Consider the following 12,699-nt stretch of genomic DNA (forward strand, 5'->3'; position numbering starts at 1 on the left):
GCCGCGGCCCCGCCCCCCGGAACCGCCGGTCGCCATCGCCGACCTCGCGTCGGGCGGGTTCACCCTTCCACCGAGCGGTGCCGGTGAGCCGGGCGCGGGAGTCGGCCGCTGCCGTTACCGTGTGAGCGTGGCGACGGCGGCGGAGGAGATGCGGGTCGGGGAACGGGTGGTCCGGGTCTCCAGCCCGGACAAGCCGTACTTCCCTGAGCGAGGCCTGACCAAGCTGGACGTGGTGCGTTACTTCCTCGCCGTCGGCGACGGCATCCTGCGCGCGCTGCGGGACCGGCCGACCATGCTGGAACGCTGGCCGCGCGGTGTCTTCGAGGGCGCGAAGATCGCTACCCGGCAGGACAACCGCGGCGACGCCTTCTACCAGAAGCGGCTGCCGGCCGGCGCGCCCGACTGGGTCCGCACCGCGCACATCACCTTCCCCAGCGGGCGGACGGCCGACGAGGTCGCGCCGAGCGAGCTGGCCGTGGTGATCTGGGCGGCCAACCTGGGGACGCTGCGGTTCCACCCCTGGCCGGTCTCGGCGGCGGACGTGGAACGCCCCGACCAGCTCCGCATCGACCTCGACCCGATGCCGGGCGTCGGCTTCGACCAGGTGGTGCCGGTGGCGCACGAGGTCCGCGCCTTCCTCGACGAGCTGGGGCTGGTGGGTTACCCGAAGACCACCGGCGGGCGGGGTCTGCACGTCTACCTGTCGATCGAGCCGAGGTGGAGTTTCGGCGAGTGCCGGCGTGCGGTGCTGGCGCTGGGCCAGGAGATGCAGCGGCGCCGCCCCGACCTGGTCACCACCACCTGGTGGCGGGAGCAGCGGGACCGGCCGGTCTTCGTCGACTACAACCAGATGGCCCGCGATCACACCATGACCTCGGCGTACTCGATCCGGCCGACGCCGGCGGCGCTGGTCTCCGCGCCGCTGGACTGGTCGGAGCTGGACGACGTCCGCCCCGAGGACTTCGACGTGGTGAGCATGCCGGCCCGGTTCGCCGGGCGCGGCGACCCGCACGCCGGCCTGGACGAGCGGCGCTTCTCGCTGGAGCCGCTGCTGGAGCTGGCCGACCGGGAGGGGTTGGCGGCCCCGCCCGAACGCTGACGGTCACTGCCGGGGCGCTGACGGGTCACTGCCAGGGGCTCTGCGCGCCGGTGAACTCCTCGAAGACCAGCCAGCTGCGGGTCGACAGCACCCCGGCGATGCCCTGCACCCGCTCCAGCACCACGTCGCGCAGGGTGGCGTTGTCGGGCGCGCGGACCAGGGCGAGCACGTCGTGTTCGCCGCTGAGCAGCGCCACGTGCTCGACGTAGCGCACCCGGGCGAGCTCCGCCGACACCTCCCGCCAGGTGTTCTGCTGGATCGTCAGGGCGATGTACGCCGAGGTGCCCAGCCCGGCCGGCTCGGGCGCGACCTGTGCCCGGAACCCGGTGATCACCCCGTCGCGCAGCAACCGCTCCACCCGGGCGTACGCGTTGGTGCGGGAGACGTGCACGCGTTCGGCCAGCGTACGGACCGAGAGCCGGCCGTCGCGGACCAGCTCGTCGAGGATGCGCCGGTCCACCTCGTCCAACGGACCGGCCGAACGTCCCGTTCCACCGGGCAGGCCCGCCTCCGGACTGGTCTCCTGGCTCACATCAGCCCCCTCGGGATGCCATTCATCCCACGTTCACCGCGCATCTTGAGTCAATCATCCGACAGCAGGAGCATAAGGCCACCACACGTCCAGGAGGTCCCCGCCGTGACGACCACACCCCAGGCGGTCCGCAGGGCATCCCCGCGCACCCGCCGGCCGGCCACCCCGGCCGCGCCCGAGAAGTCCGCCGGCCTGCTCCCGCAGGCCGAGCCGGTCCGACTGCTCGACCCGGACGGCACGCCGCTGCCGGCCCGCGCCGACTACCCCGAGCCGCCCGTCGAGGCGCTGCGCGAGATGTACCGCCGGATGGTGGTCGGTCGCCGCTTCGACACCCAGGCCACCGCCCTGACCAAGCAGGGCCGGCTCGCCGTCTACCCGTCCTCGCGCGGCCAGGAGGCCTGCCAGGTCGGGGCGACCCTCGCCGTGCGCGACACCGACTGGGTGTTCCCCACCTACCGCGAGTCGATGGCGCTGGTCAGCCGGGGCATCGACCCGGTCGAGGTGCTCACCCTGCTGCGCGGCGACTGGCACTGCGGGTACGACCCGACGCGGGTGTACACCGCGCCGCAGTGCACCCCGCTGGCGACCCAGTGCGTGCACGCCGCCGGGCTGGCCTACGGCGAGTCGTACCAGGGGCGGGACACCGTGGCGCTGGCCTTCATCGGCGACGGCGCCACCAGCGAGGGCGACTTCCACGAGGGGGTCAACTTCGCCGCCGTGTTCAAGGCCCCGGTCGTCTACTTCGTGCAGAACAACAAGTACGCCATCAGCGTGCCGCTGTCCCGGCAGACCGCCGCGCCGAGCCTGGCGTACAAGGGTGTCGGCTACGGCGTGCCCAGCGAGCAGGTCGACGGCAACGACCCGGTGGCGGTGCTGGCGGTGCTCACCCGCGCGGTGGCGCACGCCCGGGCCGGTCACGGGCCGTTCCTGGTCGAGGCGCACACCTACCGGATGGAGCCGCACACCAACGCCGACGACGCCACCCGGTACCGCGACGCCGACGAGGTCGAGGCCTGGCGCGACCGCGACCCGGTGGCCCGGCTGGAGACGTACCTGCGCAACCGGGGCGCGCTCGACGACGCGGCGGTGGCCGCGATCGCCGAGGAGGCCGAGGCGTACGCCGCCGACCTGCGCGACCGGATGAACGCCCAGCCCACGGTCGACCCGCTCAGCCTCTTCGACCACGTCTACGCCGAGCCGACCCCGCAGCTGGTCGAGCAGCGCGAGCAGGTCCGCGCCGAGCTGGCCGCCGCCCGCGACGAGGAGGGGGACGCCTGATGGCCACCATGACCATGGCGAAGGCGCTCAACGCCGCGCTCGCCGACGCGATGCTCGACGACGACCGGGTGGTCGTCTTCGGCGAGGACGTCGGGCAGCTCGGCGGCGTCTTCCGGATCACCGACGGGCTGCAGGCCCGCTTCGGCGACAAGCGCTGCTTCGACACCCCGCTGGCCGAGGCCGGCATTGTCGGCTTCGCCGTCGGGCTGGCCATGTCCGGGCTGCGCCCGGTGGTGGAGATGCAGTTCGACGCGTTCGCGTACCCGGCCTTCGAGCAGATCGCCTCGCACGTGGCGAAGCTGCGCAACCGCACCCGCGGCGCGCTGAGCGTGCCGATCGTGATCCGGGTGCCCTACGCCGGCGGCATCGGCGGGGTGGAGCACCACTGCGACTCGTCCGAGGCGTACTACGCGCACACCCCGGGCCTGAAGGTGGTCACCCCGGCCACCGTCGAGGACGCGTACTCGCTGCTGCGCCAGGCGATCGACGATCCTGACCCGGTCGTGTTCATGGAGCCCAAGAAGCTCTACTTCTCCAGCGCCGAGGCGGAACTGCCCGCGACCACCGCGCCGTTCGGCCGCGCGGTCGTGCGCCGGCCCGGCACCGACGCCACCCTGGTCGCGTACGGCCCGGCGGTGCCGGTCGCGCTGGAGGCCGCCGAGGCCGCCCGCGAGGAGGGCTGGAACCTGGAGGTCGTCGACGTGCGCACCATCGTGCCGTTCGACGACGAGACGATCGCCGCCTCGGTCCGCCGGACCGGCAGGTGCGTGGTGATCCAGGAGGCGCAGGGCTTCGCCGGGGTCGGCGCGGAGATCGCCGCCCGGGTGCAGGAGCGCTGCTTCCACGCCCTGCACGCCCCGGTGCTGCGGGTGTCCGGCCTGGACATCCCGTACCCGGCGCCGATGCTGGAGCACACCCACCTGCCCTCGGTGGACCGGGTGCTGGACACGGTGGCCCGCCTCCAGTGGGACGACCAGCCCGACCCGCGCTGGCTGCCCCAGGGGAGCGCGGCGTGACCACGGTGGAGCGGACGCAGGTCTTCCTCCTGCCCGACCTGGGCGAGGGGCTGAGCGAGGCCGAGATCGTGGAGTGGCGGGTCGCCGTCGGCGACGTGGTCACGGTGGACCAGAGCGTGGTCGAGGTGGAGACCGCCAAGGCGGTCGTCGACGTGCCCTGCCCGTACGCCGGCCGGGTGGTCGCCCTGCACGGCGCGGCGGGTGAGGTGCGCCCGGTCGGCCAACCCCTGATCACCATCGCGCCGCTCGACGGCGAGGGTGGCGGCGAGCCGGCCGGACACGCCACCTACCGCGAGGAGGAGCGGGCCGGCTCCGGCAACGTGCTGATCGGGTACGGCACCGGGCACGCCGGCGCCGGCCGGCGCCGGCGCCGGCCCCGGTTGGCGCTGGCCCCCGAGCCCACCGCCGGCGCGACCGACGCCCCCGACGGGAAGAACTCCCCGGAGCCGGCCGCCGCACCGACCGACCTCGCGGCCGGGCGGACGCCGACGGCGGCGCTGGTCATCTCGCCGATCGTGCGCCGGCTGGCCCGCGAACGCGGGGTGGACCTGGCCTCGGTGCGGGGCACCGGCACCGGCGGCGTGATCCGCCGCGCCGACGTGGAGGCGGCCGCCGCCGCGCCGGCCACCCGGCTCGCGGCGGTTCCGGAACAGCCCGCCGCGCACGTCGGGCTCGCCCCGGCCGACGGGCAGGACGTGGTCATCCCGCTCACCGGCATCCGCAAGGTGATCGCCGACAAGCTCTCCCGCAGTCGGCGGGAGATCCCCGAGGTGACCATCTGGGTGGACGTGGACGCCACCGGGCTGCTGGAGACCCGGGCGGCCATCAACGCCGCCACCCCGGACGCGCCGGTGAGCACCCTGGCCCTGCTGGCCCGGATCTGCCTCAGCGGACTGCGGCGGTTCCCGCAGCTCAACGCGCGGGTCGACACCGAGGGACAGCGGATCGTCCAGTCGGCCGGGGTGCACCTGGGCATCGCCGCGCAGACCGACCGGGGCCTGGTCGTCCCGGTGCTGCGCGACGCCCAGCGGCTCACCACCCGGGAACTGGCCGCCGCGCTGGCGGAGACCACCGCCGCGGCCCGCGCCGGCACGCTGCCGCCGGCCCGGCTGACCGGCGGCACCTTCACCCTCAACAACTACGGGGTGTTCGGTGTGGACGGCTCGACGCCGATCATCAACCACCCGGAGGCGGCGCTGCTCGGGGTGGGTCGGATCGTGGACAAGCCCTGGGTGGTCGACGGGCAGCTCGCGGTGCGCAAGGTGACCCAGCTCAGCCTCACCTTCGACCACCGGGTCTGTGACGGTGGCGTGGCGGGCGGCTTCCTGCGGCACGTCGCCGACTGCGTCGAGCAGCCGGCGCTGCTGGTCGCCAACGTCTGAGGCGGTACGGGCGGAGCCGGCCGCGCTGGCCGGCTCCGCCGCCGGACGGCGGGGTGTCCGTTTCGTCCTCAGCGGTGTGGGCGGCGGGGGCGTGGGCACGGCGTTTTCCGGTCGGTGGGCCGGGAAATCGGCGGCCGGGGAACGACCGGACCGCCGAGAGGAGCAGTCGTGCCGTACCAGGCTCTGCCCACCACCGTGCGGGACCGGCGCCCGTCCGTCGCCGGTGCGCCGTTGTGGTGCGACGCGCACGAGTACGGGCTGACCGGTGACGGGGTGACCAACGACCAGCCGGCGCTGGCCGCCCTGGTGGACCGGCTCGGCGACGGGTACGCCGCCGACGGGCGGGCCCGGGTGATCTACTGCCCACCGGGGATCTACTCGATCCGCGACGCCGGCACGGTGTGGCGCAGCGGGGTGTCGCTGATCGGGGCCGGCTCGGCGGCGACCCGGTTCCTGCTCAGCAACGAGGGCAACCGGTCGGACCCGACGCCGCTGGCCTTCTGGACCACCCTGCAGCACGGCGCGGACCGGGACCGGCACCTCGCCGACTGCACCTTCGCCGACTTCGAGATCGACGGCTCCGGCGTGGCCATGGCCGAGTACAACTACCTGGCCAAGGGGTTGGGCCTGCAGTACGTGGTGCGCGGGGTGTTCCGCAACCTCTACATCCACCACACCGCGGCGAGCGGGCTCGGCTGCGACTTCCTGCAGGACGGCAACATCGACGGCGTGGTGGTGGTCGGCTGCGGCCGGCTGGACAACGGCGAGGAGATGGGCGGGGCCGGCATCGGCATCGGCATCGGCGGTTGGGGCACCGTCGAGCGGCTCACCATCGCCAACTGCACCGCGCTGGGCAACGGCACCAACGGCATCTTCCTGGAGTTGCAGAAGGACTACTGGCCGCCGCCGCGCGGCTACCGGATCGTCGGCTGCCACAGCCAGGGCAACCGGTTCGGCATCTCCGACTGGGGCGCCGACGGGCTGATCGTCACCGGCTGCACGATGACCGGCAACCTGGAGGCGGGCTTCGACGTCTCGGCCAACGGCACCGCGGGGGTGGCCGGCCGGGGTGGGCTGCTGACCGACTGCGTGATCGACGGCAACGTCCGCGACGGGATCAGCATGGGCAACACCCCCGGTCCGTACACGGTGCGGGGCAACCGGATCAGCGGCAACGGCGCGTACGGCTACCACGAGCACAACCTGGGCCGGGGCTACCAGGACCCGGCGATCGACGTGGTGATCGAGAGCAACGAGTTCTGGGGCAACGGCCTGGACGGGATTCGTGTCGACCGCCCGATGACCGACACGACGCTGCTCAACAACCGGGTCCGCAACAACGGGCGGCAGTGCGCCGGCGCCTGCGCCGGCGGCGGCGAGACGGTCCGGTACAGCGACAAGGCGCTGGTGGACCGCTCGGCGAACTGGCCGCCGGACGGGCACCGGGGCAAGGTGCTGCGGGTGGGCGATCGGGTGGCCGTGGTGGCCGCCAACACCGCCGCCGAACTCACCCTCGCCCCGGTACGCCCGGACGCCTACAGCGCCTGGAGCGGTGACACGCCGCTGCCCGGGACGGCGTACGAGCTGCCCGCCGCGCCGGGTACCCGGGCCGGGATCACCATCAACGCGCCGTTCGACTCGGCGACGATCCGGGGCAACCGCGTCTGGGACAACCACGACCCGCGCACCCAGTCCCACGGGCTGTGGATCACCGAGCGGGGCAGTTGTGTGGCCTGCCGGGTCGAGGACAACGACCTCGCCGGCAACGCCGAGAGCGCCACCCGGTTGGACACCCCGCCGGTCGGCGGTCGGTGGGACCGCAACCACGGCGACCAGGACTGGGACTGAACGACCCGAGTCGGTACGCCGGGGACACGGACCACCCAGGCTTCCCGATCCGGGACGGCCGGGCCGCGAATTCGCGGCCGTGCACACCGGCGACCAAAAGCCCATCCGTTTCCGAGAATTTCCCGCGAAAGTGCGTCGCGGCCCGAGAAGCGCCGTACAGAATGTGGCCAAGGGAAATGGAAACGGGGGGCTGAATATGGATGTGAGGCGGCGACTGACGCTATTGGCGGTGACCATCGCAGCCACACCGTTGATCCTCGGCGGGTGCACGGCGGACCGGAAGGAGGCCGCCGGCTCGGCGCTGGGCAGGGCCGCGGACCCCGCGGTCACGGTGACCCCCGCCGACCGGGCGAAGGACGTCCCGGTCAGCGCGGAGGTCGGGACGAGCGTGAGCCACGGGAAGGTCACCGGCGTCAAGCTCACCGACGACAAGGGAAAGCAGGTCGCGGGGGAGCCGCGCGAGGACGGGTCGAGCTGGGTGCCGAGCGCCCCGCTGGAGAACGGCCGGACCTACACCGCGGAGGTGACCGCCACCGGGAAGAAGGGGCGGACCGCCGTCGGGCGGACGACCTTCACCACGTCGCCCAAATCGACCAGACAGGCGATAAAGAGCACGCTGTATTTCACCGGAAATCAGACGTACGGCACCGCGATGCCGGTGACCGTCGCATTTGATCCGCCAATTCCCAAAGAGGACCGGGCAGTCGTGCAACGGCGATTGTTCGTGAAGACCGACCCGCCGCAGCCGGGTACCTGGTCATGGATGGCGGACGGCAAGCAGGTCGAATACCGGGCGCCGGATTTCTGGAAGCCCGGCACGAAGATCAGCGTGCGGTCGGGACTGGCGGGTCTCCCGATCGGCAAGGAGTTCATCGGTGACGAGGACCACCGGTCCACCTCCAAGATCGGCCGGCAGGTGGCCCTCGAGATCGACAACGCCACCAAGCAGATGTCGGTCCTCCAGGACGGCAAGCTGGTCCGCAAGATCCCGGTGAGTATGGGCAAGCCGAGCACCCCGACCTCGAGCGGCAAGATGGTGATCATGGAGAAGCACGACTTCACCACGTTCGACACCCGGGGTTCGGCCGACCCTTACGTGGTTGACGTCGAGGACGCCCAGCGGCTCACCTGGGGCGGCGAGTTCATCCACGCCGCACCGTGGTCGGAGGGCGATCAGGGCAACATCAACGTCTCGCACGGCTGCACCAACGTGTCGGCCACGGCGGCGGACTGGCTGATGGGCATCACCAAGGTTGGTGACCTGGTGACCATCAAGGGCACCGAGGTGCAGTTGGACCAGGGCAACGGCTTCACCGCCTGGAACGTCAGCTGGGACGAGTTCGCCAAGGGCAGCGCGCTGCCCGTGCCGCCCGGCTTGAAGCCGGCGCCCACGCTGAGCCCGGGGCACCCGGGGGCGGTGGCGGGGGGATCGTCGCCCGCACCCGCGCCGTCGGCCAGCGGCGGCTGAGACCAGGGGGAGGAACGACCGGGGTACGACCGGCCTGCCGCACGACGGGCCGGTCGTGCGTCGGCCCCGGCGGGCTCGGGGCCGCTGCTCGGTCGAGGTGGGCACCCGCCAGCTTCGGTGGCCTCCTCCCTCCGAGGGCTCCCTACAGCCGCTACGGATCTGATGTCGCCAACGACTCATCGGTGCGCCCGTGAGTCGTCGGCGTCATCAGATCCGTAGCGTTCCCGAGCCCCCTGCCGTACGCGCGCCGGCAAGGGAGGCGACGGCCAGGGCCGGTGAGGCGGACGTCAGGTGAGATCGACGCGGGCGATGGCGGTGCCGATCAGGCTGCCCAGCCAGAGCCGGTCGCCGTGCTGCCGGACCCCGGTGATCATCCAGTAGGCGCCGTCGGGGCCGTGCAGCGTGCGCAGCACCGTCCCCTCGCCGTCGACGAGGGCGACCAGCCCGTACTTCTGCGGCTGCGGTCGGACTGCGTCGGGCAGCAGCGCCACCAACTGGCGCAGCCGGGGGTGCGGCAGCAGCCGCTCGACGACCGGCAGCCGGGGGCTGGGCAACGCGATCCAGTACGTCCCGTCGCCGACCGCCGTGAGGTTGTCCGGGTACGCCGGCAGGTCGGTGAGCACGGTGACCGCCCCGTCGGGCAGGGCCACCCGCACCAGCCGGTGAGTGCTGGTCTCCACCAGCATCAGCGCCGACTCGTCCGGGGTCAGCGCGATGCCGTTGGGGAAGTAGAGCCCGTCGGTCACCACCTCGGTGCGCCCCGAGCGCGGGTCGTACGCCAGCACCCGCCCGTTGGGGCGGTGTTCCAGCAGGTCGTGCTTCCAGTGGGAGAGTGGGTAGCGGTCGGAGGAGTCGGTGAAGTAGACCGTGCCGTCGCGGGCCACCGTGGCGTTGTCGGCCAGGTTCACCGGCGGCGCGCTGCCGGTCAGCTCGCGCACCGCGCCGTCGGGGGTGACCCGCAGCAACCCCCGGTACGCGTCGCAGACCACCAGGCTGCCGTCGCGCGGGTCGAGCTCGATGCCGAGCGGTCGCCCGCCGGTCTCGGCGAGCAGCCGGGGCGCGGTGCCGGCGGGCGCGTCGGCGGGCCACCACCAGAGCCGGCCGTCCTCGTCGCCGCTGATCACCCGCCCGTCCGGGTCTACCAGCACGTCCTCCGGCCCGTGCGCGCCGGGCGGCAGGGGCAGCAGCTCGACCGCGTCGAGCCGTCGGTCGGTGGCCGCCCACACCCCGGTCAGCGGGGGCGGGACGGTGGCCGGCTCGCGGACGGGCCGGATCAGGCGGGGCGGGCGGGGGCGCTGGCGCGGGACGACCATCGGGTCATTGTCACCCGCCGATCCCGGTCCCGTCGCCCCACCGAGGCGTGTCGTGCCGGCGGCGCATCGTCCCTGAGGCGGATCGGGGACTCCCCCGGGGGCGACCCTGGGCGTACCCGGATTCGGTCCGTCGGACGGCGGAAATGTCGGTGGCCGGGGCTAGATTCGTCCGTATGGGACAGCGGGGTGATCGGCTCCACGTGCAGCTCAGCGTGGGTGACGACGTGGTCGGGGTGCGAGTGGTCGGCGAGGTCGACGTCGCCTCGGTCGGTGTGCTGCGTGCCGCGCTGTGGGCCGCGCCGGCGCGGCCGGTGCTGCGGGTCGACCTCTCCGGGGTCCGGCTGCTCTCCGCCGCCGGGGTCCGCGCGCTGGTCGCCGCGCACCTGCGGGTGCGGGCCCGGGGCGGCGAGCTCGTGCTGGCCGATCCGGATCCGGTGGTCGCCCGGGTGCTGCGGGCCACCGGCCTGCACCGGGTCGTTCCCGTCGTGCAGAGTCTGCCCACTGCGCCCTGCCCCCGCGGCGAGCTGGTCGCCTGCGCCTGAGGCGCGCCGCCGCCGGCACGTCACCGCCCCCGCGCCCGATGGCGGGGGCCGCCGCCACGGCACCGGCCGCGATGGCGCGCCGCCGCCGGCACGTCACCGCCCGTGCACGCCGATGGCGCGGGGCCGCCGGCACGGCGCCGACGACCCCGCCTCCGGTCAGCGGACGCCGAGCAGGTCGACGACGAAGACCAGGGTCTCGTTCGGCTTGATGACGCCCCCGGCGCCACGGCTGCCGTAGCCCAGGTGCGGCGGGATGGTCAGCTTGCGACGGCCGCCGACCTTCATGCCCACCACGCCCTGGTCCCAGCCGGCGATGACCTGGCCGCCGCCGAGCGGGAACTCGAACGCCTCGCCCCGGTTCCAGGACGCGTCGAACTCGCGCCCGGTGGAGTGCGACACCCCGACGTAGTGGACGTTGGCGAGCTGGCCGGGCCGGGCCTCCGGGCCGTCGCCCACGGTGATGTCCTCGATGACGAGGTCGGCCGGGGGCGCGCCCTCGATCGGGCCGATCTCGGGCTTGCCTGCCTGGGGCATGTTCATCTGCTGATCTCCTGCCGTTCTGGCTCGATCGTCCGGTCGGTTCCGATCCTGCCGGATCGCGACCCACCGATCCCCGGCAGTCCCGCGGACGGCGCGCCGGCGCGGCGGTGGACCGGGACACGACGGCAGGGGCGCCACCGGTCGGTGGCGCCCCTGCCGGGTCGGTGCGGTCACTTCAGCCAGCCGTACTTCCGGACGACGGGGAGGTTCGCCCAGACCCGACCGAGGCCGAGGGTGTTGCCCGCGCCCACCAGGGCCAGACCGGCGAGTACCGCGGCGTAGATCAGGTGGTCGTCCATGAAGAGGTTGTTCTCGGGAGGCAGGACGGCGGTCCACATGAGCACCATCAGCAGCGCGCCGGTCGTGGCGGCCAGTCGCATCCCGATGCCGAGCAGCAGCGCCACGCCGATCCCGGCGAGACCGGCCATGAACAGCCAGTCTGCCCAGGTCGCGCCGGCGATGTCCTGGTAGATGCCCTGGAACGGACCGGCCGCGCCGAAGGTGAGGAACCCCTTGGTCGGGCTGCCGCCGTTGATCCAGGCGTTCTTCGCCGCGGTCTCGTGGCCGAGGCCGATGGTCTTGTCCAGGAACGCCCAGAGGAAGATCCAGCCGAGGGCGATCCGGGTGCCGGCCCAGACGAACCGGGCGGCGCGCTCACGGGGGGTCTCGGCCGCCGTAGCGATGGTGGTGGCGGCGGTGGCGTTCCGCTCGATCGTCGCGGTCATGGTGTCCACGTCCCTTCTCTGCCTGGCACCGCGCTTTCCGGTGGCACATTCATTGCACCGCCGCGCGGCGGTCCCGGGCAGGGCCGGTCGGGCCGTCCCGGACCGGGACCTTGGACCCCCGACTCGGCCCCGCCGGCGGGACCTTCGGCCCCCGGCCGACCCGGTCCACCGCCTCTGCCCCCGCTGGTCGGCGCCGCCGTACCGTGCGGATGAAGACCAGCCGAGGAGGTCGTGATGAGGACGTGGCAGGTGGGCGACGTGATGACCCGAAACGTCGCGACGGTGGGGGAGGAGACCCCGTACCGGGACATCGTCGACGTGCTGATCCGACGAGGAGTCAGCGCGGTGCCGGTGGTGGACGGGTTCCGGCGGGTGCTCGGCGTGGTGTCCGAGGCCGACCTGCTGCACAAGGTGGAGCGGGCGGGCAACCCGGACCAGCGCCGCGTCTTCGAGGGCCGGCGCCGGCGGGTGGCGCGGGAGAAGGCCGACGCGCTGGTGGCGAAGGAGCTGATGACCGCCCCGGCGGTCACCACGTACCCGGAGTCGTCGTTGCCGGCCGCGGCCCGGCTGATGGACCAGGAGGTCGTCAAGCGGCTGCCCGTGCTCGACGACCTCGGCCGACTGGTCGGCATCGTGACCCGCAGCGACCTGCTCCGGGTGCACCTGCGCAGCGACGCGGAGATCCGCGAGGACGTGGTGCAGGAGGTGTTGCGGCGGGTGCTCGCCGTACGGGACGGGCTGGTCACCGTGCGGGTCCGCGACGGTGAGGTGATTCTGGACGGCCGGCTCGACCGGCGCAGCGCCGCCTACCTCGCGGTCCGGCTCGCCGGGCAGGTCAGCGGCGTGGTCCGGGTGATCGACACCATCGGGTACGACGTGGACGACACCGTCCTGGTCGAGCTGCCCCCGGGCCGGGTCACCCCGGTCGCCTGAACCGCCGCCCCCGGGGCGGCGGC

Annotated in this window: 12 protein-coding genes; 8 read left to right on the forward strand and 4 right to left on the reverse strand. The window is 73.4% G+C overall.

Features of this window, described 5'->3' with window-relative positions; translation table 11 throughout:
* The first annotated feature begins 148 nt into the window (after window positions 1–148).
* Window positions 149–1,099 (forward strand): DNA polymerase domain-containing protein, encoded by a 951-nt coding sequence (locus V6U89_RS27355; RefSeq protein ID WP_334575257.1) that lies wholly within the window; start codon window positions 149–151, stop codon window positions 1,097–1,099.
* 25 nt (window positions 1,100–1,124) lie between these two features.
* On the opposite strand, the gene V6U89_RS27360 is transcribed toward V6U89_RS27355, so the two are convergent.
* Complete coding sequence (locus V6U89_RS27360) at window positions 1,125–1,631, reverse strand: Lrp/AsnC family transcriptional regulator (RefSeq protein WP_334575152.1); 507 nt, start codon at window positions 1,629–1,631, stop codon at window positions 1,125–1,127.
* A 72-nt stretch (window positions 1,632–1,703) separates the two neighbouring features.
* On the opposite strand from V6U89_RS27360, the gene pdhA reads away from it, so the two are divergent.
* The 5 genes from pdhA (at window position 1,704) to V6U89_RS27385 (ending at window position 8,623) form a co-directional block, all read left to right on the forward strand.
* On the forward strand, window positions 1,704–2,909 hold the full coding sequence (gene pdhA, locus V6U89_RS27365; protein WP_334575262.1) for a pyruvate dehydrogenase (acetyl-transferring) E1 component subunit alpha: 1,206 nt from the start codon (window positions 1,704–1,706) through the stop codon (window positions 2,907–2,909).
* Window positions 2,909–3,925 (forward strand): alpha-ketoacid dehydrogenase subunit beta, encoded by a 1,017-nt coding sequence (locus tag V6U89_RS27370; protein WP_334575155.1) that lies wholly within the window; start codon window positions 2,909–2,911, stop codon window positions 3,923–3,925. The genes pdhA and V6U89_RS27370 overlap by 1 nt, the downstream gene beginning before the upstream one ends.
* Window positions 3,922–5,307 (forward strand): dihydrolipoamide acetyltransferase family protein, encoded by a 1,386-nt coding sequence (locus tag V6U89_RS27375; protein WP_334575157.1) that lies wholly within the window; start codon window positions 3,922–3,924, stop codon window positions 5,305–5,307. The genes V6U89_RS27370 and V6U89_RS27375 overlap by 4 nt, the downstream gene beginning before the upstream one ends.
* 168 nt (window positions 5,308–5,475) lie before the next feature.
* Entirely contained in the window at window positions 5,476–7,155 is a 1,680-nt protein-coding gene (locus V6U89_RS27380; protein WP_334575158.1) for a right-handed parallel beta-helix repeat-containing protein, read from the forward strand.
* Window positions 7,156–7,351: 196 nt separating this feature from the next.
* On the forward strand, window positions 7,352–8,623 hold the full coding sequence (locus V6U89_RS27385) for a L,D-transpeptidase (protein WP_334575266.1): 1,272 nt from the start codon (window positions 7,352–7,354) through the stop codon (window positions 8,621–8,623).
* A 287-nt stretch (window positions 8,624–8,910) separates the two neighbouring features.
* Here V6U89_RS27385 and V6U89_RS27390 read toward each other — a convergent pair whose 3' ends face one another.
* Window positions 8,911–9,936: an SMP-30/gluconolactonase/LRE family protein gene (locus V6U89_RS27390; protein ID WP_334575163.1), complete on the reverse strand. Its 1,026-nt coding sequence runs from the start codon at window positions 9,934–9,936 to the stop codon at window positions 8,911–8,913.
* 173 nt (window positions 9,937–10,109) lie between these two features.
* Between V6U89_RS27390 and V6U89_RS27395 the strand changes: the two genes are divergently transcribed.
* On the forward strand, window positions 10,110–10,478 hold the full coding sequence (locus tag V6U89_RS27395) for an STAS domain-containing protein (protein WP_334575169.1): 369 nt from the start codon (window positions 10,110–10,112) through the stop codon (window positions 10,476–10,478).
* Between the two features lie 156 nt (window positions 10,479–10,634).
* Here V6U89_RS27395 and V6U89_RS27400 read toward each other — a convergent pair whose 3' ends face one another.
* Both V6U89_RS27400 and V6U89_RS27405 read right to left on the reverse strand, forming a co-directional pair.
* On the reverse strand, window positions 10,635–11,012 hold the full coding sequence (locus V6U89_RS27400) for an FKBP-type peptidyl-prolyl cis-trans isomerase (RefSeq protein WP_334575271.1): 378 nt from the start codon (window positions 11,010–11,012) through the stop codon (window positions 10,635–10,637).
* A gap of 176 nt (window positions 11,013–11,188) precedes the next feature.
* Window positions 11,189–11,752, reverse strand: coding sequence for a hypothetical protein (locus tag V6U89_RS27405; RefSeq protein ID WP_334575174.1), 564 nt, complete (start codon window positions 11,750–11,752; stop codon window positions 11,189–11,191).
* A 225-nt stretch (window positions 11,753–11,977) separates the two neighbouring features.
* Here V6U89_RS27405 and V6U89_RS27410 point away from each other — a divergent pair, with 225 nt between their 5' ends.
* Window positions 11,978–12,676, forward strand: a complete 699-nt coding sequence (locus tag V6U89_RS27410; protein WP_334575179.1) for a CBS domain-containing protein — start codon at window positions 11,978–11,980, stop codon at window positions 12,674–12,676.
* Window positions 12,677–12,699: the final 23 nt, after the last annotated feature.

Source organism: Micromonospora sp. CPCC 206171, from assembly GCF_036906755.1.
GTDB lineage: Bacteria > Actinomycetota > Actinomycetes > Mycobacteriales > Micromonosporaceae > Micromonospora > Micromonospora purpureochromogenes.

Bases quoted from the DNA above. Each gene is read 5' to 3' on its own strand.
- V6U89_RS27385 (WP_334575266.1), top strand. From the start codon at position 7,352: ATGGATGTGAGGCGGCGACTGACGCTATTGGCGGTGACCATCGCAGCC.
- V6U89_RS27390 (WP_334575163.1), bottom strand. From the start codon at position 9,936: ATGGTCGTCCCGCGCCAGCGCCCCCGCCCGCCCCGCCTGATCCGGCCC.
- V6U89_RS27410 (WP_334575179.1), top strand. From the start codon at position 11,978: ATGAGGACGTGGCAGGTGGGCGACGTGATGACCCGAAACGTCGCGACG.
- V6U89_RS27355 (WP_334575257.1), top strand. From the start codon at position 149: ATGCGGGTCGGGGAACGGGTGGTCCGGGTCTCCAGCCCGGACAAGCCG.
- V6U89_RS27400 (WP_334575271.1), bottom strand. From the start codon at position 11,012: ATGCCCCAGGCAGGCAAGCCCGAGATCGGCCCGATCGAGGGCGCGCCC.
- V6U89_RS27370 (WP_334575155.1), top strand. From the start codon at position 2,909: ATGGCCACCATGACCATGGCGAAGGCGCTCAACGCCGCGCTCGCCGAC.
- V6U89_RS27395 (WP_334575169.1), top strand. From the start codon at position 10,110: ATGGGACAGCGGGGTGATCGGCTCCACGTGCAGCTCAGCGTGGGTGAC.